The following is a 19337-nucleotide window of genomic DNA, read 5'->3' as shown; positions in this document are numbered from 1 at the left end:
GTGGCGGGCGCGGCGAGCGGTGCCGGTGGGGCCGCGTGTTGCGGTTCGTCCACGGTGATGCCGAAGTCCGTCGCCAGTCCTTCGAGCCCGCTGCTGTAGCCCTGCCCGACGGCCCGGAACTTCCAGGCCCCCTGCCGGCGGTAGAACTCCCCCAGGACGAAGGCGGTCTCCACACTCGCGTCGGCACTGTCGTAGCGCGCGACCTCGCTCCCCTGGCCGTCGTGGACCACGCGGATGTACAGCCCCGGCACCTGACCGAAGGCTCCGCCGTCCGTGGAGGCGGCGAGCACGACGGTCTCGATCGCCGGCTCCACGCGCGTGAGGTCGACGAGCAGCGTGTCGGTCACCTGGCCCCCGACGGTCCGCTTGCCCTCGTGCCGGACCGCGCCGGAGGCGTGGGCGGGCTGGTTGTAGAAGACGAAGTCCGCGTCGGAGCGCGCCTTCCCGGAGACCAGCAGGAGCGCGGAGGCGTCCGCGTCGGGTACGCCGGGGCCGGAGCGCCAGCCCAGTTCGACACGCAGAGCGGTTGTCGGTACCGCGACATTCGAGCCTTTCGGCATGGACATGTTCGCCCCCATCGCATGGTCATCGGCTCACCGCCGGGCCATGCCCGGGACGGTTCCATCCGTTGGCGCCAAACCCTATTCCCAGAGAGTCGTCAACCCCCAGAAGCCGTACAGGACGCCGAAGGGCGAACCCACCGGTAACCCGCCCGGAACTTGGCCTTTACCTGATACGGACGCAGCCCGCTGCCCCTTTTCGGCGAATTCGCTCACATTAGGGATCCAGCGTCACGGCCGACACGGAAAACAACCCTCTTATCGGTCTCCCCAACCAGCACATCGTGGGCTTAACTTATGTGCCATGACCTCCCCCCGCTCCACCTATGGCGGCGGTTACTACTCCGCCTCGTCCTTCGCGGACACCCCCATCTACGACCGCCTCGTGGCAGAGCGGGGCACCCCGCAGATCGCCCCGATCCGGGTCCCCGCGGCGTACGACACGCCGGGCAGCAACCTGCCCGCACTCCCGTCGGCACTCCCCGCGCTGCCGGCCGGCCCCTCCCCGTCGGCACCCGCCTACGGCTATCCGCAGGCCCAGCAGCCCTCGCCGTTGCAGCAGGCCCCGGCCGCGTACATCCCGCAGCAGGCCGCCGGTCCGCGCGGTTACCCGGGCGCCCAGCCGCAGCAGCCGCGTCCGATGGCGAACGGCACGGGCTACGAGGCGATGCGCCCCGCGGCGCCCCGCCCGGCCGCGGCCCCCTACCAGGAGCCGTACAACGGTCAGCAGTACCGCGGATACTGAGGCACTCCGCCCGGAGTCGTCCGTTCCTGCTGGCAGGATGACCCCATGGGCAATCCGTCGCTGCGCTCGATCCACGTCCACCCGCTGAAGGCGGCCCGGGGTGTCACACCCGACGAGGCCGTGGTGGAGCCCTGGGGGCTGGCGGGAGACAGGCGTTGGGTGCTGATCGACGAGGCGGGCAAGGTCATCACTCAACGCCCGCATCCGCGCATGGCACTGGCCGCCGCCGAGCCGCTGCCCGGCGGCGGCCTCGTGCTGTCCGCGCCCGGGCGTGAGCCGCTGGCCGTGACCGTGCCCGAACCAGCCGGCACGGTGCCGGTGGAGATCTGGCGGGACAAGGTGGAGGGGGTCCTCGCCAACTCCTCGGCGCACTCCTGGTTCAGCGACTACCTGGGCACCGGCGTACGTCTCGTGCACCTCGACGACCCCGCGACGCGGCGCCCCATCGATCCGGAGTACGCGCGTCCCGGTGAGACGGTCAGCTTCGCCGACGGGTACCCGCTGCTGCTCACCACGCTCGGCTCGCTCGACGCCCTCAACTCCCTCATCGCACGGGGTGACCACCCCGACGAAGGCCCGGTGCCGATGGACCGTTTCCGGCCCAACGTGGTCGTGGCGGGCACCGCGGCCTGGGCGGAGGACGACTGGCGGCGCATCGCGATCGGCGAGGTCACGTTCAGGGTGGCCAGGATGTGCGGGCGCTGCGTGGTGACCACCACCGACCAGGGAACCGCGGAGCGGGGCAGGGAGCCGCTGCGCACCCTCGGCCGTCACCGGCGCTTCGGCGACAAGCTGGTCTTCGGCCAGAACCTGGTGCCGGAATCCGGTGGTACGGTCCGACTCGGCGACCCGGTGCGCGTCCTCGAACAGGCGGACGAGGGCGGTCGGTCCCGTCCGTGAGCGGCCGCAGCGGCCCGGCGGGACCCGTTCCCCGAGCGGTTCGACGCAGCAGCGGACCGGCTGGTGAATCCCGTACCCGAATCACCGTGCCGGGGGGGAACCCGGGCCCCGACCGCACTCGTTGGGTCCGTATGAGAAGTTCATGAGAGGCACGTTCATGTGAGGCGCAGGGCAGGGTGATTTCGCTCTCTCTTCGCCGATACCGCGCGTGAACGGCTCCGTTCGGGGTTATCACGGACGCGGAAAGGGGGTGCGGGACGGTGCGAGCAATCGGCGGACTCTGGCGCTGGCGGCACAATCCGCTGCGGCGTACGACGGATCTGGTCGAGGCCTGGCTGGCGCTCGCGACCCTCGTCCTGATCCTCGTGGTCTCGCCGCTGATCGGCGCCCTCGTCGGGATCGCCGCACAGGACGCCCTGCAGCAGTCCGTGCGGGAGCAGCAGCAGACCCGCCACAAGGTGACGGCCATCGTCGTCAGGAAGGTCGACGGTTCCCCACTGGACCCCGACCCCGAGACGTCCACCGCCCGGGACCGGAGCAGCCGCGTGGTCGCCGACTGGACGGCCCCGGACGGCACCGCGCGGCACGGGACGGTGCAAGCGAGCCTCGAGAACCCGCGCCCCGGGGAACGCTTCACGCTGTGGACCGACGACCGGGGCCGAATAGTGGGCCGCCCGCTGGACCCCGCCACCGCGTCGACGCACGCCGTGCTGGCCGGTTTCGGCGCGGCCGTGCTGGCCGTGGGAGCGGTCGAGGGCGCCAGGCGGCTGATCGTCTGGCGCATGGTCCGCCGCAGGTACGCGCGTTGGGACCAGGCATGGGACAAGGCGGGTCCGGACTGGGGCAGGACGGGCACGGGCAGCTGACGGCCTTGCCGCTCCGGTCAACCGCCCGTCTCCGCGCACGCTACGGTGGACCGGCCGAACTGTTCGGCGGACGACCCGCGTTCAACGAGGTGGGGGCACAGCAGCGCCATGGCACAGGGCACGGTCCAGGTGACGCACACCGGCACATCGCGGTGGCGGCGCCGCACAGGTGAGTACGCTTCGCTCGCCGCGGCCCTGGAGGCCGCGAGCGAGGGCGATGTGCTCACCGTCGCTCCCGGTACGTACCGGGAGAACCTCGTCCTGCAGCGGGCGGTGACCCTGCGCGGTCCCGAGGGCTCCCCGGGCTCCGTGCGCATCGCCCCGGTGGACGGGGTGCCGCTGACCGTGCGGGCCTCCGCCGTGGTGCAGGACCTGCATGTGGAGGGCCAGGACTCGACCGCGCCCGCGCTGCTCGTCGAGGAGGGTGTGCCGGAGCTGCTCGACGTGCGGATCGTGACGCGGTCCTCGGCCGGTATCGAGGTGCGCGGTGACGCGCGCCCGACGGTGCGCCGCTGCACGGTCGACAACCCGGCCGGGATCGGGATCGCCGTGGTGGACGGCGGCAGCGGGGTGTTCGAGGAGTGCGAGGTCGTCGCGGCCGGGCAGGCCGCCGTCGCCGTCCGGGGCGGCGCCCACCCGCGCTTCGAGCGCTGCCGCGTGCACCACGCCTCCGGGGTGGGCCTGTCCGCGACCGGTGAGAACTCCTCGCTGGAGGCGGTCGGCTGCGAGGTGTACGAGGTCCGGGGCTCCGGCGTGCAGATCACCGGACGGGCCACGGCCCACCTCACCGACTGCGATGTGCACCGTACGAGCGCGGACGGGGTCACGATGGACACCGACGCCGTGCTGACACTCGCGGACTGCCGTATCCACGACATCCCGGAGAACGCGGTCGACCTGCGTTCCCGCTCGGTGCTCACGCTGACCCGCACGACGGTACGGCGGTTCGGGCGCAACGGTCTGTCGGTGTGGGACCCGGGCACGCGCGTGGACGCCAACCAGTGCGAGATCTTCGACAGCACCGGTGACTATCCGGCGGTCTGGGTCAGCGACGGCGCGACAGCGGTGCTGGAGTCGTGCAGGGTCCACGACGTGCCGGACGCGCTGTTCGTGCTGGACCGCGGCTCGCGCGCCGACGTCGTCGACAGCGACCTCTCGCAGGTCCGCAACACGGCCGTGTCGGTCAGCGACGGCGCGACCGCGCAGCTCGACGACTGCCGGATCCGGGACGCCGCGACGGGCGCCTGGTTCCGCGACCACGGCAGCGGTGGCACGCTGACCGGCTGCACCGTGGAGGACACGCAGACGGGCGTCATCGTCACCAAGGGCGCCGACCCCACCATCGAGCGCTGCACGGTCACCTCGCCCACGGAGGCCGGCTTCTATGTCTCGGCCGAGGGCCGCGGCAGCTTCCTGGGCTGCCGTGTGACGGGCAGCGGCGGCTACGGTTTCCATGTGATCGACGGCTGCCGTACGACGCTGCGGAAGTGCCGTACGGAGCGCTGCGCGCGCGGGGGCTACGAGTTCTCGGACGGCGGCCCCGGCGACACGGGCGGCGGGCCCGTGATCGAGGACTGCACCAGCGACGAGAGCGCCGGGGTGCGGCCTCCGGCGGCGCGTGAGACGCTCCTGCAGACCACGAGCCAGTCGTCCCCCGGGCTGCTGGGCTCGATCCCTGGCCAGCGCGCCACCGAGCAGGAGCCGTTCGTCACGGCCGCGCCGGAGCCCGAGCAGCCCGCGCGGACGTCGCAGGCCGTACTCGGGGAACTCGACGCGCTGGTGGGCCTGGAGAGCGTCAAACGCGAGGTGCGCGCCCTCACCGACATGATCGAGGTGGGCCGCCGCCGCCGGCAGGCGGGCCTCAAGGCGGCCTCCGTCCGGCGCCATCTGGTCTTCACCGGCTCCCCGGGCACCGGCAAGACGACGGTCGCCCGCCTGTACGGCGAGATCCTGGCCTCGCTCGGCGTCCTGGAGAAGGGCCACCTCGTCGAGGTGTCCCGCGTCGACCTGGTCGGTGAACACATCGGCTCCACGGCGATCCGTACCCAGGAGGCGTTCGACCGGGCGCGCGGCGGGGTGCTGTTCATCGACGAGGCGTACGCGCTGTCGCCGGAGGACTCGGGCCGTGACTTCGGCCGTGAGGCCATCGACACGCTGGTGAAGCTGATGGAGGACCACCGGGAGGCGGTGGTGGTGATCGTCGCGGGCTACACGGCGGAGATGGAGCGGTTCCTTTCGGTCAACCCCGGTGTCGCCTCGCGCTTCTCGCGCACCATCAGGTTCGGTGACTACGGTCCCGAGGAGTTGCTGCGGATCGTGGAGCAGCAGGCCGAGGAGCACGAGTACCGGCTGGCCCCGGGCACCACGGAGGCTCTCCTGAAGTACTTCACAGCGATCCCGAAGGGGCCGGCGTTCGGCAACGGCCGGACCGCGCGGCAGACGTTCGAGGCGATGGTCGAGCGCCACGCGGGCCGCGTCGCCCAGTTCACCGAGCCGAACACCGACGATCTCACCCTGCTCTACTCGGAGGATCTGCCCGAGCTGCCCTGACGACGCCACCGGCGCGGCGGGGCCCCGGAGCCGGGACCGACGCCGTCAGTCGCCGCCGCGCGGGCCCGGTACCTCCGGTCCGATCCGGTCCAGCAACCGCTTCCGCTCCTTGGCGAAGGCCGGGTCCGCCTGGTAGTCGGAGTGGCCCAGGATCGGGGCGGGCAGTGGGTGGAGCCGGGTGCGGCCGTAGGCGAGGGGGTCCCTGAAGGGCGCGGCGTCGACCTGGGAGCCCCGGTCGCCGGGCAGGCGGACCGGGCCGCCGATGGGGTCCGTCAGGCGGTACAGGTTGCGCCAGCAGTCGACCTCGCGGTGCAGGGAGCTGAGGGCGTGCGGGCCGAAGTGGGCCGGGAACCAGCGCCCGTACAGCCGCTCCAGCGGTGAGCCGTAGGTGAGCAGCGCGACCCGCTTGCGGACCGACGGCGTCAGCTGCCAGGCGGCGGCCGCCGCGAGGACGCTGCCCTGGGAGTGCCCGGAGATCACCAGCCGCCCGCCCGTGGTGCGCGTCCAGGTCGCCATGCGCCAGGTCAGGTCGGGCACGGCGCGCTCGGCGTAGCAGGGCGGTGCGAAGGGGTGGGCGGCGCGCGGCCAGAAGGTGCCGACGTCCCACAGGATGCCGATGGTGCGCCGGGTGGAGGCGTCCTTGTAGGCGCGCCGGCCCGAGGTGACGATGAGTATGAAGCCGAAGCCGATCAGCCAGGATCCGAGCGCCTGCGCGGTGTCGGCGGCGCCCTGGACGAAGGCGTGCGTGCCGCGCGCGGCGTCGCCCGGTACCTTCTCGGTCACCGTCGCACCTACGAGGGCGCCGATGCCGAGGAGCAGGGTGACGGCCGAGATGACGCCGATCACTCGGGGCGCCCGGTCGGTGAGGGCCGCCATGGCGCGGGTGCGGGCGATACGGCGGGTACGGGTCGTGTCCCTGTGCTCCGGCTCGTCATCGGTCTGCCCGGGCCGCTGCTCGGGGGCCTCCCCCGTCTCCGTCTCCCTCTCCCTGACGCCGTACTCGTGCTCCACCGCGCCTAGTTCGCCGCGCCGCAGCACCCAGGTACGGCGGCCCAGCCATCCGACGAGCAGCAGGACCACGACCAGCAGCGGCGGGATCACGGACGCCTGCCAGGTCAGCAGAACGGGTGGTCCCAGGAACGAGTCGTCGGTGCCGTTCAGCCAGTCGGCGACGCGCTGGGCGACCCCGCCGGACATCACTCCGCCGAGCGCGCAGGCGAGCATGGCGACGGCGGGTCCGGCCAGGCCGTGCATCGCGGTGCGCGGATCGGGGTGGGAGCGGTACATGGCGTGGGCCACCACGGCGAGCAGGATGACCAGCAGTCCCTGTACGTACGCGATCCCGCCGAACATCAGGTCGCCCGGCAGGCGCCCCTGCGACCGCCACCCGGGGCGCGACCAGCCCGCGTACAGCAGGGCGAGGACCAGCAGCACGATCGACCCCACGGGCAGCCACCGCACCAGGGTCCTGTCCAGCTCCCTGTCCAGACGGTTCTCGCTGCGGCCCCGTCGGCACACCACCCACACCACCACGACCGCGCCGAGCACGAGCAGCGCGTTCAGCAGCCAGCCCAGGCTCTCCAGCAGGGCCGGGCCGCCGGGCCCGCGGTCGTACCGGGCCGCGGAGGTGCCGGCGGCCGCCGCGACCGTGAGAAAGCCCGCCGCCGTGTGCGCGGCGCGCAGCCGGGCGACGAGACGGCGTCCGTACCAGAAGCCGGGTCGGCCGAGAGCGGTCTCGACGGTGTCCGCGGTGTCGGCGTCCTCCTCGGCCCGGCGGGTCAGGGGCTTCTGGGACTCGTACGCGCTCCAGGTGCGGTGGGAGAGGTACCAGAGCAGCCCGGTGAGCGCGGCGGGCACCAGGGAGGCCAGGGCGAGACGGCGGCCGGGGCCGCTCCACCAGCCGTCGCCGGACACCTCGGGCGACAGGAAGCCCAGCCAGGTGTGGTCCCGGGCGCACACGGGGGTGCCCGCGCACTGCCAGGCGGTGAGGTCGAGGGCGACCTCGCAGGCGGCGGCGACGAGCAGCACGGTCAGGGTCAGCCCGGCGAGCCGGACGAGCAGGCCGTACAGGCGGACCGTCCGCTGCCGGTCCCGGGTGGTGGGACGCATCCAGTGGGCCAGGTTGACGACCATGAACGGCAGGAGCAGCAGCCACAGGGCGCGGGAGCCGTTGCCGGAGGTCAGGTTGCACCAGACGTACGCCTCGGGCACGGGCTTGCCGCGGTGGTCCTCGGGTCGGTCCTCGGCGTCGGCGTCGTCGATGCGCCGGAAGACGGCGGCGGTCTTGTCGCCGGTGATCCGGACGGTCCGCGGGTCGTCCAGCATCTCCTCGGGCGTGGTGCCGCCCACACCGTGGACCAGTAACTCCAGAGCCGTCTCGCCCGCACCGGACGGCCGGCCGGGGTCGCCGTGCTCCCCTGTCGGGGCCTGTTCCGTCGCACTCGCCACTGTTCCGCACTTCCCCCGTGATACGCCTATGGCAGTTGTGATGCGCAGGCACATGATCTCCGTTCCTGGCTCCGCGCACACCCCTGGTCACGTAATCTCCCCGATCCGTGCGACGGCCTCGCACGATATGTTCCGTTATGGCGTGTTCGTATCTGTTCGGGAAGTGGCACCTCTGGTACCGGCCCGTGCGAATATGGGACGTCCTCGGGACCGGGGACGGGGAGAAAGTGCTCGTCGGAGGGGGCATGGAGGCGTGATGAGGCGAAGAGACCGGAGCGGGCGTGAGTGAGAACCAGAACCTCCTCGCGGAGCAGCGGCGCGCCCTGATCCTCGACGAGGTGCGACGGCGCGGCGGGGTCCGGGTCAACGAACTGACACGCAGGCTCGGCGTGTCCGACATGACGGTCCGCCGCGACCTCGACGCGCTCGCCCGCCAGGGCGCGGTGGAGAAGGTGCACGGCGGCGCGGTCCCGGTGGCCGAGGCGAGCACGCACGAGCCGGGCTTCGAGGCCAAGTCCGGACTGGAGCTGACGGCCAAGGAGGACATCGCGCGGGCCGCGGCCGAGCTGGTCGCGCCGGGCACGGCGATCGCGCTGTCCGGCGGTACGACGACGTACGCGCTGGCCCACCGGCTCCTGGAGGTGCCGGACCTGACCGTGGTCACCAACTCGGTGCGGGTGGCCGATGTCTTCCATACCGCGCAGCGCACCTCGGGGCAGCGGCAGGGCGCGGCCACGGTCGTGCTGACCGGTGGTGTGCGGACGCCGTCCGACTCGCTGGTGGGACCGGTGGCGGACCAAGCGATCGCCGCGCTCCACTTCGACGTGCTGTTCCTGGGTGTGCACGGGATATCGGCCGAGGCCGGTCTGTCCACGCCGAACCTCGCGGAGGCGGAGACGAACCGGCGGCTCGTGCAGTCCGCACGGCGTGTCGTCGTGGTGGCCGACCACACCAAGTGGGGCACGGTGGGCCTGAGTTCGTTCGCCTCGCTGGAGCAGGTCGACACGCTGGTCACCGACGCCGGGCTGCCGGCCGGGGCGCGCGCGGAGATCTCGGAGCACCTCAGGCGACTGGTGGTCGCGGGCGAGGCCGGGGAGGACGGTACAGACATCTGACGGCCCGCCGGTTAGGGTGGCGCCCGCGGTTCACGCGCCCGGTGCCGTTCGGGGCCGTCGACCGCGGAGGAGCCGTCCGAGGAGGGGGTCGCGTCCATGGCACGCCGTCTGCGTCCGGTGGGGCTCGACTTCGTCGAGAGCGCCCCGGTACGGCTGGAGTTCACCCGCGAGATGTCCGCGCCTCCGGAGGCGGTGTTCCGGGCCATGGCCGAGGACGTGCCGGGCTGGAGCGAGTGGTTCTCGGCCGTGACGTACGCCCGTCCGGTCGGGGACGGCTCCCGTCGGGAGGTGCGGCTCAAGGGCGGGACCCGCTTCCTGGAGACGATCGTCGCGGCGGAGCCCGCCACGGTGTACGCCTACCGCGTGGACGAGACCAACGCGCCCGGGATCGGAGCGCTGCTGGAGGAGTGGCGGCTCACCCCCGCCGGGGAGGGGACCCGGGTGCGGTGGACGTGGGCCACGGACGGTTCCGCGGCGTTCCGGTTGGCCTTGAGGCTTGCGCGGCCGGGGTTGCGGCGTGCGTTCCGGGATGCGGTGGCCGCGCTGGACCGGCGGCTGGCGTCGTCCTGACGGCTCCGCCCGGCAGTCGGTTCGGTGAGCCGCGGTTCGGGCGGGTGGTGCGGGCAGTCGTGGGCCGGTCCCGCCCGCGCGGCGGAGCCGCGTGATGTCACGGCCCCGCGCTTCTCACGGAGCGCGCCACACCCCCGTCCGGAACAGCGACTCGATCGCCGCCGCGTACGGTCTGACATCCAGCCCTTGTTCCTCGAGCCACGCGTCCGAGTAGTACTTGTCCAGGTACCGGTCCCCCGGGTCGCACAGCAGCGTCACCACGCTGCCCTGGCGTCCCTCGGCCACCATCTCGGCGACGATCTTGAGAGCGCTCCACAGGCCGGTGCCGGTGGAGCCGCCCGCCTTGCGGCCGATGGCCGTCTCCAGGGCCCGTACGGCCGCCACGCTCGCCGCGTCCGGGACCTTCATCATCCGGTCGATGGCGCCGGGAACGAAGCTGGGCTCCATGCGCGGGCGGCCGATGCCCTCAATACGTGAGCCGCGGTCGCAGGTGATGTCCGGATCGGCGGTGGTCCAGCCCTCGAAGAAACAGGAGTTCTCCGGGTCGGCGACGCAGACGCGGGTGTCGTACTGCATGTAGTGCACATACCGCGCGATGGTCGCCGAGGTGCCGCCGGTGCCGGCCGTGGCGACGATCCACGCGGGCTCGGGGAAGCGCTCCAACTCCAGCTGGCGGAAGACGGATTCGGCGATGTTGTTGTTGCCGCGCCAGTCCGTGGCCCGCTCGGCGTAGGTGAACTGGTCCATGTAGTGGCCCCCGGTCTCGGCCGCGAGGGCGGCTGACGCCTCGTACATTTTGCGGGAGTCGTCCACGAAGTGGCACCGTCCGCCGTGGAACTCGATCAGTCGGCACTTCTCGGCGCTGGTCGTGCGCGGCATGACGGCGACGAAGGGCACGCCGATCAGCTTGGCGAAGTACGCCTCGGAGACGGCCGTGGAACCGCTGGACGCCTCGATCACGGGGCGGCCCGGCCGGATCCAGCCGTTGCACAGGCCGTAGAGGAAGAGGGAGCGAGCCAAGCGGTGCTTGAGGCTGCCGGTGGGGTGGGTCGACTCGTCCTTCAGATACAGGTCGATGCCCCAGCTTTCGGGCAGCGGAAAGGAGAGCAGGTGGGTGTCGGCCGAGCGCTGGGCGTCGGCCTGGACCTTGCGGACGGCTTCTTTGAGCCATGCCCGGTAACTCGCGTCGCTGTGATCGACGTCGAGGGTGTCAAGCGTCTCGCCGGTCCGGGCGGGGTGCAGGATGCTCACGGCAGGGTTCCTTCCGTGTCTCGCCGGCGGCGGGGTGCGCGGTCGGCGCCCCGATCATAGACACCTGCCGCACGCTTCTCACCTGCATAAACGCCCCTTTGAGTATCTCAAAGCGCCCCTGTGGCAGGGGGTGCGCGGGCGCATGGGGGCGCATGCACCGAGTGCTCCCCCGGCCGCGCCCCCGACATACCGTACGCACTGGTGCTCGACGCCGGGGACGTGCAGACTGCACCGCATGGGCCCAGGGCCTGGACGGGGGATGCACACTCGAACGGGGAACGCACACCGGATCACGAACCACGCGGGTTCACGACAGGACAGGCCGACACGCACGAGGGGGCGGGGAAGCATGGCAGAGCCGGAGTTCACGGCCACAGGGGTGCGGATCGGGAAGAGGCTGCGCTCACTGACGCGTGCCGGGCAGGTGCGGATCAGCGACGGCAGGCTGCAGTTGCTCACCAGCTACGGCAGCGAGATCGACAGCGCGCCGGTGCAGGCGGTGCGGGCGTCCAGGCCGTGGTTCTCGCACGAGGACCGGGCGTTGGCCGATGTGAACGGTACGCGCTACACCCTGACGCTCGGTGAGCACGACCCCGCTCCGGGGAAGCCGGGTCCACCCTCGGCGCGCCGGTTCATCGAAGCGGTGCGCAGGGCCGCGGGCCGCGGTACCTGACGAGCCGCGAGTTGCGGGATCGCAGCCCCTGAGTCACGCTGATCTCACGTCACTCTGGGTTTACCGGCGATAACGCTGCGAACCAGCCGCCGGTCCCGATCGCGGGCGGCCGTCGTACGCAGCCTCCGCGCCAGGAGAGGCGCCCGCCGAGCGCGGTCGCCCCGCAGCAGGCGGCGTCTGTCCCGCAGCCACCTCGCTGGTTCCGATCCGTCCTCCGTCTTCTTCCGGACCTCAATTCGGGGAGTCGCAGCCGTGATCAGCAAGCCAAGAAGGCACTGCACGGTGGAGCTCCAAGCCCTGCCGTCGCGGATCGGCCAGGTCCGCAGAATCGTATCTGCGCAGTTGCGCTACTGGCATCTCGACCCCTTGATAGACCAGGCGGCGCTCGGGGTGACCGAGCTGCTGTCCAACGTCCACCGGCACGCCGAGCCGGACAAGATGTGCACCGTGGAGATCGAGCTGCTGCTCGACCGGCTGACGGTCTCGGTGCGTGACAACGACCCGCGCCTCCCGGTGGTGCGGGACGCGGAGCCCTCCGCCACCTGTGGCCGCGGCCTCGCGATGGTCGCCGCCGTGAGCGAGAGCTGGGGCGCCCGGCCGCACGGCGAGTCGGGCAAGGTCGTGTGGTTCACGCTGCCCGCTCACGCGGAGCCGGTGACGGTACCGAAGCACTCGTGGTTCGACACGGGACACCGGCCCGCCGCCCGCAGGCGCGGCAGGGCCGAACACACTCCCGCCCGGTCCGCCGTCGCAGGCTGACCGGGCGGTGAGCGGGTGACCGCCGTCGCGGGCCGACGCGGCGGCGGTCACCCGGGCCGCCCGCTCGGACCGCCACTCGGCGGTGATGACGCGCCGCCCGCCGGGCCGGTCGCGGCCTCGCGAGGGCGCCGACGGGCAGGGCCAGGGCGAGTTGTCGCGCGAGGGAGGCGCTCTCTCATCCCTTGCCGATGCGGCCGAACTGCTCGTCCAGGACGGACAGCCGGCGCCAGTACTCGTCCTCGTCGATCTCGCCGGAGGCGAAGCGGCGGCCGAGGACGTCGAGGGGCGAGTCGCCGGTGGGGCGGGGGCCGCCCGGCGCGTGCCACGGGCCGCGTCGGCCGCGCCACACGGTGCGACGGAGGAGGGCCACCGCGCCGACGACGACGGCCGCCCAGATCAGGGGGAGGAACAGGATCCACGGGCCGGGGCCGCCGTCCCAGTGGGCGAGGGTCTGCATCTCGGACTCATCTCCTCTGGATTGCCGAGCTTCTCGGTCGGGTGTGCGTGATGTCTCGAGACTCGCGCCGGGAGGGGGTCCGGGTCGTCGTACGGGCAGCGGCAGTACGGGTACCTCCCGGGGAGTACGTGGGGTGGCGGAGGCTGCTCCCTGCGACGCCCACCTTCTGTACCTACTAGTATGTACACTGAGCGACATGACCACCCCGGAGCGTCTGATCGAGTCCACGCGCGAGCTGCTGTGGGAGCGCGGTTACGTGGGCACCAGCCCCAAGGCCATCCAGCAGCACGCGGGGGCCGGGCAGGGCAGCATGTACCACCATTTCAGGGGCAAGCCCGATCTGGCGCTGGCCGCGATCCGCCGTACCGCCGAGGACATGCGGACCACCGCCGAGGCCGTTCTCGGCGGGGCGGGGACGCCGTGCGAGCGCGTCGAGGCCTATCTGCGCCGGGAGCGCGACGTGTTGCGCGGCTGCCCCGTCGGCCGGCTCACCATGGACCCGGACGTGATCGACAGCGACGAGCTGCGGACGCCGGTCGACGAGACCCTCGACTGGCTGCGCGAGCGGCTCGCCGGGATCGTCGAAGAGGGCCAGGAACAGGGGCAGTTCGCGCCGTCACTGGACGCGGAGGAGGTCGCCGCGACGATCGTCGCGACCGTGCAGGGCGGTTACGTCCTGGCCCGCGCCTCGGGATCGCCCGCGGCCTTCGACACGGGTGTCCGAGGTCTGCTCAGCCTGCTCCGTCCGGCTCGACAGCCCGTGTCCCGCCAGGTCATGTGACAACAGGCCGTGTCTCAACAGCCCCTCGGGAGGCGCATCATGCACGCCATGCAGTACGAGGTCACCCTGCCCGCCGACTACGACATGGACATCATCCGCGCCCGCGCCACCGGCAAGGGGCCCCTGCTGGACGACTTTCCCGGTCTCGGGCTGAAGGCGTATCTCCTGCGCGAGAACGGGGTCGACGGGTCGCCGGTCAACCAGTACGCGCCGTTCTACCTCTGGCAGGCCCCCGCGGGGATGAACGCCTTCCTCTGGGGCCCGGGATTCCAGGGACTGGTTGACGACTTCGGGCGCCCGCGGGTGCGGCACTGGGCGGCTCTCGCGTACGAGGAGGGGGGCGCCGCCGGTGCCACGGCCAGGGTCGCCGTGCGCCGGCGGCTGGGCGTCCCCGACGGGGTGCGGCTCTCCGAGGCGGCGGAGGAGGCGGTGCGGGAGAGCGGGCGGCTGGCCGCGCTCGACGGGGCGGTGTGCACGGCAGTGGTCGTCGACCCGTACCACTGGGATCTGGTGCACTTCTCGCTCTGGGACCACGACACGCCCGAGGCCGAGGGTGATGTCTTCCAGGTGCTGTACATGAACACGCCCGAACGGGCCCGGCTGCCGCGGGGCCGCCAGTGGTGAGTGCCGTCCGTAGTGGTCCTGGGTGACGTTCTTCGCGAGCCCGTCACGCCACGGGCTCACCCGTCGCTCGTGGGCGTGGCCCGATCGTCCTGGTCCTTGGCCCTCTGTGCGCTTTCGGAAAGGCCGCGTACGCGGAGGATGGGAGGTCACAGGGCCATCGCCCTGGAAAAGAGAGAGGGAGAGGGATGGCCCTGGACATGCGTGACCGCTGTGAGCGCTGCGAAACCGCCGCACTGCCGTTCGACGCGTCGGCTCGCATCTGTTCGTACGAGTGCACCTTCTGCGTGCCGTGCAGCGAGGCCATGGAGAGCGTCTGCCCCAACTGTGGCGGTGAGTTGGTCCCCAGACCCCGCCGCGGGTGAATCGGCGGGCGCCGCGTTCATCATGGCTGGGCGACGGAGATGTCCACCGGTGGCCGGAGCTTCGCCGCTGCCGCCAGGGCCTCGTGGACCGGGTGGGTGGTGAAGGCGTCGAGCACGGCCGGGTCCGCGGGGGCGCCGGCCGCCGGGTACACGATCTGCTCGTACGCCGCCTGGAAGCGCGGCCCCCAGCGGCGGGCGCCGAGGCGGGCCGTACGGGAGCAGTTGTCGACCATGTACGCCACGTCGCGGGCGTGCATGTACGGCAGCAGGGAGTCGACCGCCTCGATGACGGATTCGTTGACGATCTCCGACCAGGGGTGGCCGCGCTCGGCGAACTCGTCGATCTGCGCGGTCATGGTGCCGGTGAAGACACCTGCCGTGAACGGGTCCACGGGCAGGGTGCGGTCCGCTCGCCGGGCACGCGCCTCGGCTCCCGCCGCCCACATCGGCGAGGCACCGATCCGGCTCATGGGCCGGGTGCCGAGCCGTCGTTCGGCGAGGATCACGCTGCGCAGTTCGGTGCCGTCGGCGACCTCGTCGTAGATCTCGGCGATGATTTCGCGCGCGGGGGCGTACGTCGCGGCGTACGCGCGGTCGAAGACGTCGCGCCCCGCCGGGTCCAGCTCCTCGCGCACGGCGCGCAGTCCGGAGTGCGAGATCGTGCGGGCGATCGGCCCGGTGACGTTCTCGCAGGACCTCTCGTACGCCGTGACCGGGTCGTCGCCCTCCAGCCGGTAGCGGGCGTACAGGCTCTCGACGATGCCGTGGACGGCACCGAGCAGGATGGCTCGCTCGCCGACGATGTCGGAGAGGTACTCGCTCTCCAGGGTCGTACGGAAGGTGTACGGGGAGCCGAGCGCGACCGACCAGGCGAGGGCGAGGGAGCCGGCCCGGCCGTCGGGGTCGGCGTGCACGGCGTAACTGCTGTTGATCCCGGCGCCGTTGATCTCCGCACCCTGCTCGTAGAGGCGCCGGACGGAGTCGCCCATCCCCTTCGGGCAGACGGCGATCACTCCGTGCCCGGCCGGGAACCGGCCCCCGGTCTCGCGGAGATGGCCGAGCAGGAAGCCGTGTGAGAGGCCGATCGTGGCGCCGGGCCTGAGGCGGGCGAAGATCTCCTGGTGGTGGGCGGCGAGTGCGGCGTCCGCGATCAGCAGGATGACGAGGTCGCTCCCGGCGGTGACGTCGAGCCAGTCGCCGAGCGTGCCGTCCTCCTCGGTGAAGCCGTGCGCGCGGGCGTCGGAGGCCGAGGCGGAGCCGGGACGCAGCCCGACGGCCACCGTGATGTCCGTACCGGCGAGGGAGTCGCGCAGATTGCGGGCCTGGGCGCGGCCCTGCGGCCCCCAGCCGATGACACCGATACGGCGTACGCCCGCGAAGGCCCGCGGCAGCAGGGGGAAGAGGTGGCGTCCGCCGCGCAGGACGGTCTCGGTGCCGCCCGGGACGTCCATGGTTTCGAGGGTGAAGACAGTGGGGGCGGTCGCTGAGGTGGAGGCCGTGGTGGAGGTCGAGGTCGTCATGGGTGAGTTGTAGGCTCGCGACGAGTGTTGCAGCAAGCGCAACCTGTGCAGCGGTGTGTTTCGGATAGTGAAATGTGCACGTCGGGGCGTCTCTGAAGGACCGGGTGGAGTGCGTGCGGGACGATCTTCGTGAGCTGCGGCTGTTTCTTCATCTGGCGCGGACGCTGAACTTCGGGCGGACCAGCCTCGACTGTCATGTCAGTCCGGCGACCCTCACGCGGACCGTGCAGCGGCTGGAGGCGGACCTCGGGCACCGCCTCTTCGACCGGGGCCCGAGGGGCGTGTCCCTGACGGTCGAGGGGCACCGGTTCCGTGAGTACGCGGTGCAGGCGCTGGAGTTGTGGCGCTCGTACCGCGAGGAGCGTCCGGACCCGGCCGAACTCACCGGCCACCTGGTCGTGTTCGCGACGGTGACGGCCTGCCAGGTGCTGCTCCCGGATCTGCTGGCACCCTTTCGGGCCGCCCGTCCGCAGGTACGGCTCGATGTTCGCACCGGGGACGCGGCGGCCGCGCTGGCCCGGCTGGACGAGGGCGAGGTGGACGTGGCGGTGGCGGGGATCCCGGCCCGGCTGCCGGAGCAGTTGGTCGGCCGGACGGTCGCGACCACGGAGCTGGTCCTCGTCACCGCCCGCGACCGGCCGGACCCGGAGCTGCGGGGCCCTTTCGTCCTCCCCCACCGCGGTCTGGTCCGCGACGCCGCCGACCGCTGGTTCCGTACCCATGGCGCGATCCCCGACCTGGCGGCCGAACCCGACGGTCACGAGGGGCTGTTGACCCTGGTGGCGCTGGGCTGCGGCACGGGTGTGGTGCCCCGGCTGGTACTCGACCACAGCGCCGTGCGCGACCGGCTGACGGTGATCCCCGTCGACAGTGCGCCGGAGCCGTTCCCGATCGGGCTGTGCGTACGGCGGGCCGATCTGCGGCGGCCGCAGGTGGCGGCGCTGTGGAGCCTCACGGCACAGGACTCGGGACCTCGATGAGGGGGCGCCGTGTCGCCCGGCCTTCGGCTGTGCCCGCGCCTGCCACGACCCGTCCAGTGGTCGGGCTGGGCCTCCGAGCCGTCAGGCCAGCGCGGCCAGGGGGTCGTCGAGGACCGGCTGCCAGGCCAGTTCGGCGGCTCCCACGAGGCTGTTGTGGTCCAGCGTGCAGGCCAGGATCGGCACGCCTCCGCTCTGCCCCCACAGGCTGCGGTCGGCGACGACCGCGCGCAGCCGCTCGGGGTCGGTGTCGAGCAGCGTGCGGTGCAGACCGCCGAGGATGATGCGGTCCGGGTTGAGGATGTTGACGAGGCCCGCGAGCCCGAGGCCCAGCCGGTCGATCAGCGCCTCGGTGGCCGTACGGACCGCCGGGTCGGTGTACTGGGTGCGGATGAGGTCGTTGGCCTGCTGGAGCAGTGACACCTCGGGGCCGGGGTCGCGGCCCGCGGCGGTGAGGAGCGCCAGCGGGTCGGCCTCGACGTCGAGGCAGCCACGGCTGCCGCAGTGACAGGGGCGGCCACCCTCGGGGTTGACCGTGAGGTGGCCGACCTCCAGGGCGAGGCCCGAACTCCCCGTGTGCAGGCGGCCGTCGAGCACGAGCGCGCCGCCGACGCCGCGGTGCCCGGTGGCCACGCACAGCAGGTCGCGGGCGCCGCGCCCCGCGCCGTGGCGGTGCTCGGCGAGCGCGGCGAGGTTGACGTCGTTGCCCGCGAACGCGGGCCCCTCGATACCGGCCGCGCGCACCCGCTCGGCGAAGATCTCCCGGACGGGCGCACCCGCGGGCCAGGCGAGGTGCAGGGGGTTGAGGGCCAGCCCCTCCGGCTCGGCGACCGCGGAGGGCACGGCCAGCCCGGCGCCCACGCACTGCCGGCCGGTCTCGTGCAGCAGTTCGGCGCCCGCGTCGACGACCGAGCCGAGCACCTTCGCCGGGTCGGCGTCGACGGTCTCGCAGCCGGGCGCGGTGGCGACGATCCGGCCGCCGAGCCCGACGAGGGCGGCCCGCCAGCCGTCGGCGTGGACCTGTGCGGCGAGCGCGACGGGGCCGCCCTCGGCGACGTCCAGCCGGTGGGAGGGGCGGCCCTGGGAGCCGGCGGCGGCGCCCGGGTGCGCGTCGACCCGGATCAGCCCCAGGGCCTCCAGTTCGGCGGCCACGGCGCCCGCGGTGGCGCGGGTGACGCCCAGCTCGGCGGTCAGTACGGCGCGTGTCGGCGCGCGTCCCGTGTGGACGAGTTCCAGTGCCGGGCCGAGCGCGCCGCGCCCCCGGTCCAGCCTCGTTCGTGTGGTCCCTTCGCCCGTCGCCCTGGGGGCCGCCTTGCCGTCCATGAGGGCGAGTCTCCCATGATCCGCACGCCCGGGGCGCCCGGAGTGTCGGGCGTGGGGCGAGGGCCGGGTTTTCGCCCCCGCCGCCCCTGACCCCCAGCCCTCGGGCACCCGCTCCTCAAACGCCGGAAGGGCTGGATTTTCCCGCTTCGAAGCCGCTCACCCTCAGCGTGACGTTCAGACGTCCTTTCAGGCCCAGCTCGGGCGGTGCCGTGTCCGGGCGCACCTTCGGGACCCCGTGGTACGCGAGGCGGGACGGGCCGCCGAAGACGAAGAGGTCGCCGCTGCGCAGCTCCACGTCCGTGTACGGACGGGACCGCGACCCGGTGTTGCCGAAGCGGAAGACACAGGTGTCACCGAGGCTCAGCGACACCACCGGCGCGTCCGACTTCTCGTCGCTGTCGCGGTGCATGCCCATGCGGGCGTCGCCGTCGTAGAAGTTGATCAGGGCGATGTCGTACGGGTCCGTGGCCGCGCCGGCGCCGAGGGTGTCCGTCACCGCGCGGCGGCCCAGCTCGTCGAGCCAGTGCGGGAACGGTTTCACGGGTGCGCCGTCGCCGTCGACGACCGTGCGGGCGTACGTGTACGGATACCAGTGCCAGCCGAGGCAGACCTGCTGGGCGGTCATCGTGCCGCCGCCGGGCGTGCGTACGGTACGGAGGCCGGCGGGTGGCCGGGCCCACTCGCGGCAGGCATCCAGGAGCCGTCGCTGGTGCTCCGCGTCGAGCCAGTCCGGCAGGTGCACCGCGCCGGGCGCGATCTCCGTAGGGCTCCGGGGGAACAGCTCGGCGTCCATGGGCCCATCATCACGCACGTCACCGACAGGATCGGGGGGCGGCGCGTGCGCCGCGGCCCGGGG

At 72.6% G+C, this 19337-nt stretch carries 19 protein-coding genes; 12 read left to right on the top strand and 7 right to left on the bottom strand.

What is annotated here, in order from left to right; all coding sequences use genetic code 11:
* The coding region (locus tag FNH04_RS09185) for a TerD family protein (RefSeq protein ID WP_228031245.1) at nucleotides 1-566 on the bottom strand (566 nt) is incomplete at its 3' end.
* A 298-nt stretch (nucleotides 567-864) separates the two neighbouring features.
* Between FNH04_RS09185 and FNH04_RS09180 the strand changes: the two genes are divergently transcribed.
* From FNH04_RS09180 to FNH04_RS09165, 4 genes are all read left to right on the top strand, one after another.
* On the top strand, nucleotides 865-1305 hold the full coding sequence (locus FNH04_RS09180) for a DUF6643 family protein (RefSeq protein ID WP_152782169.1): 441 nt from the start codon (nucleotides 865-867) through the stop codon (nucleotides 1303-1305).
* Between the two features lie 45 nt (nucleotides 1306-1350).
* Nucleotides 1351-2205: an MOSC domain-containing protein gene (locus tag FNH04_RS09175; protein WP_152782168.1), complete on the top strand. Its 855-nt coding sequence runs from the start codon at nucleotides 1351-1353 to the stop codon at nucleotides 2203-2205.
* 260 nt (nucleotides 2206-2465) lie between these two features.
* Nucleotides 2466-3071, top strand: a complete 606-nt coding sequence (locus tag FNH04_RS09170; RefSeq protein ID WP_322722796.1) for an Rv1733c family protein — start codon at nucleotides 2466-2468, stop codon at nucleotides 3069-3071.
* Nucleotides 3072-3179: 108 nt separating this feature from the next.
* Complete coding sequence (locus tag FNH04_RS09165; RefSeq protein WP_152782166.1) at nucleotides 3180-5621, top strand: right-handed parallel beta-helix repeat-containing protein; 2442 nt, start codon at nucleotides 3180-3182, stop codon at nucleotides 5619-5621.
* Between the two features lie 45 nt (nucleotides 5622-5666).
* Here the strand turns inward: FNH04_RS09165 and FNH04_RS09160 are convergent, their stop codons facing one another.
* Nucleotides 5667-8123, bottom strand: coding sequence for a hypothetical protein (locus FNH04_RS09160; protein ID WP_152782164.1), 2457 nt, complete (start codon nucleotides 8121-8123; stop codon nucleotides 5667-5669).
* Between the two features lie 227 nt (nucleotides 8124-8350).
* On the opposite strand from FNH04_RS09160, the gene FNH04_RS09155 reads away from it, so the two are divergent.
* Nucleotides 8351-9184, top strand: coding sequence for a DeoR/GlpR family DNA-binding transcription regulator (locus tag FNH04_RS09155; RefSeq protein WP_322722795.1), 834 nt, complete (start codon nucleotides 8351-8353; stop codon nucleotides 9182-9184).
* A gap of 96 nt (nucleotides 9185-9280) precedes the next feature.
* A complete protein-coding gene (locus FNH04_RS09150; RefSeq protein ID WP_152782162.1) occupies nucleotides 9281-9754 on the top strand; it encodes an SRPBCC family protein in 474 nt (157 codons plus the stop codon).
* Between the two features lie 114 nt (nucleotides 9755-9868).
* Here FNH04_RS09150 and cds1 read toward each other — a convergent pair whose 3' ends face one another.
* Nucleotides 9869-11005: an L-cysteine desulfhydrase Cds1 gene (cds1, locus tag FNH04_RS09145; protein WP_386574533.1), complete on the bottom strand. Its 1137-nt coding sequence runs from the start codon at nucleotides 11003-11005 to the stop codon at nucleotides 9869-9871.
* Nucleotides 11006-11354: 349 nt separating this feature from the next.
* On the opposite strand from cds1, the gene FNH04_RS09140 reads away from it, so the two are divergent.
* A complete protein-coding gene (locus FNH04_RS09140; protein WP_152782160.1) occupies nucleotides 11355-11678 on the top strand; it encodes a hypothetical protein in 324 nt (107 codons plus the stop codon).
* A gap of 252 nt (nucleotides 11679-11930) precedes the next feature.
* Nucleotides 11931-12437, top strand: a complete 507-nt coding sequence (locus tag FNH04_RS09135; protein WP_322722794.1) for an ATP-binding protein — start codon at nucleotides 11931-11933, stop codon at nucleotides 12435-12437.
* Nucleotides 12438-12612: 175 nt separating this feature from the next.
* Here the strand turns inward: FNH04_RS09135 and FNH04_RS09130 are convergent, their stop codons facing one another.
* Nucleotides 12613-12894 carry an SHOCT domain-containing protein gene (locus FNH04_RS09130; protein WP_152782158.1) on the bottom strand — a complete coding sequence of 94 codons (282 nt, stop codon included), beginning with the start codon at nucleotides 12892-12894 and terminating at the stop codon, nucleotides 12613-12615.
* A gap of 196 nt (nucleotides 12895-13090) precedes the next feature.
* Here FNH04_RS09130 and FNH04_RS09125 point away from each other — a divergent pair, with 196 nt between their 5' ends.
* From FNH04_RS09125 to FNH04_RS09115, 3 genes are all read left to right on the top strand, one after another.
* Entirely contained in the window at nucleotides 13091-13675 is a 585-nt protein-coding gene (locus FNH04_RS09125; RefSeq protein ID WP_152782156.1) for a TetR/AcrR family transcriptional regulator, read from the top strand.
* Nucleotides 13676-13714: 39 nt separating this feature from the next.
* A complete protein-coding gene (locus FNH04_RS09120; protein ID WP_152782154.1) occupies nucleotides 13715-14299 on the top strand; it encodes a DUF4865 family protein in 585 nt (194 codons plus the stop codon).
* A gap of 185 nt (nucleotides 14300-14484) precedes the next feature.
* Nucleotides 14485-14661: a DUF1272 domain-containing protein gene (locus FNH04_RS09115; RefSeq protein WP_152782152.1), complete on the top strand. Its 177-nt coding sequence runs from the start codon at nucleotides 14485-14487 to the stop codon at nucleotides 14659-14661.
* 20 nt (nucleotides 14662-14681) lie between these two features.
* On the opposite strand, the gene FNH04_RS09110 is transcribed toward FNH04_RS09115, so the two are convergent.
* The gene (locus FNH04_RS09110; RefSeq protein ID WP_152782150.1) at nucleotides 14682-16181 is read right to left on the bottom strand and encodes a ketol-acid reductoisomerase; all 1500 of its coding nucleotides are present in this window, start codon (nucleotides 16179-16181) and stop codon (nucleotides 14682-14684) included.
* 113 nt (nucleotides 16182-16294) lie between these two features.
* On the opposite strand from FNH04_RS09110, the gene ilvY reads away from it, so the two are divergent.
* A complete protein-coding gene (gene ilvY / locus FNH04_RS09105) occupies nucleotides 16295-17161 on the top strand; it encodes an HTH-type transcriptional activator IlvY (RefSeq protein ID WP_322722793.1) in 867 nt (288 codons plus the stop codon).
* Between the two features lie 81 nt (nucleotides 17162-17242).
* Here ilvY and FNH04_RS09100 read toward each other — a convergent pair whose 3' ends face one another.
* Both FNH04_RS09100 and FNH04_RS09095 read right to left on the bottom strand, forming a co-directional pair.
* On the bottom strand, nucleotides 17243-18481 hold the full coding sequence (locus tag FNH04_RS09100) for an ROK family protein (protein WP_152782149.1): 1239 nt from the start codon (nucleotides 18479-18481) through the stop codon (nucleotides 17243-17245).
* Nucleotides 18482-18596: 115 nt separating this feature from the next.
* Nucleotides 18597-19274 carry an alpha-ketoglutarate-dependent dioxygenase AlkB family protein gene (locus FNH04_RS09095; protein ID WP_152782147.1) on the bottom strand — a complete coding sequence of 226 codons (678 nt, stop codon included), beginning with the start codon at nucleotides 19272-19274 and terminating at the stop codon, nucleotides 18597-18599.
* Nucleotides 19275-19337: the final 63 nt, after the last annotated feature.

It is taken from the genome of Streptomyces phyllanthi (assembly GCF_009377205.1).
Lineage (GTDB): Bacteria > Actinomycetota > Actinomycetes > Streptomycetales > Streptomycetaceae > Streptomyces > Streptomyces phyllanthi.
This window is presented reverse-complemented; position numbering and strand designations above follow the sequence as displayed.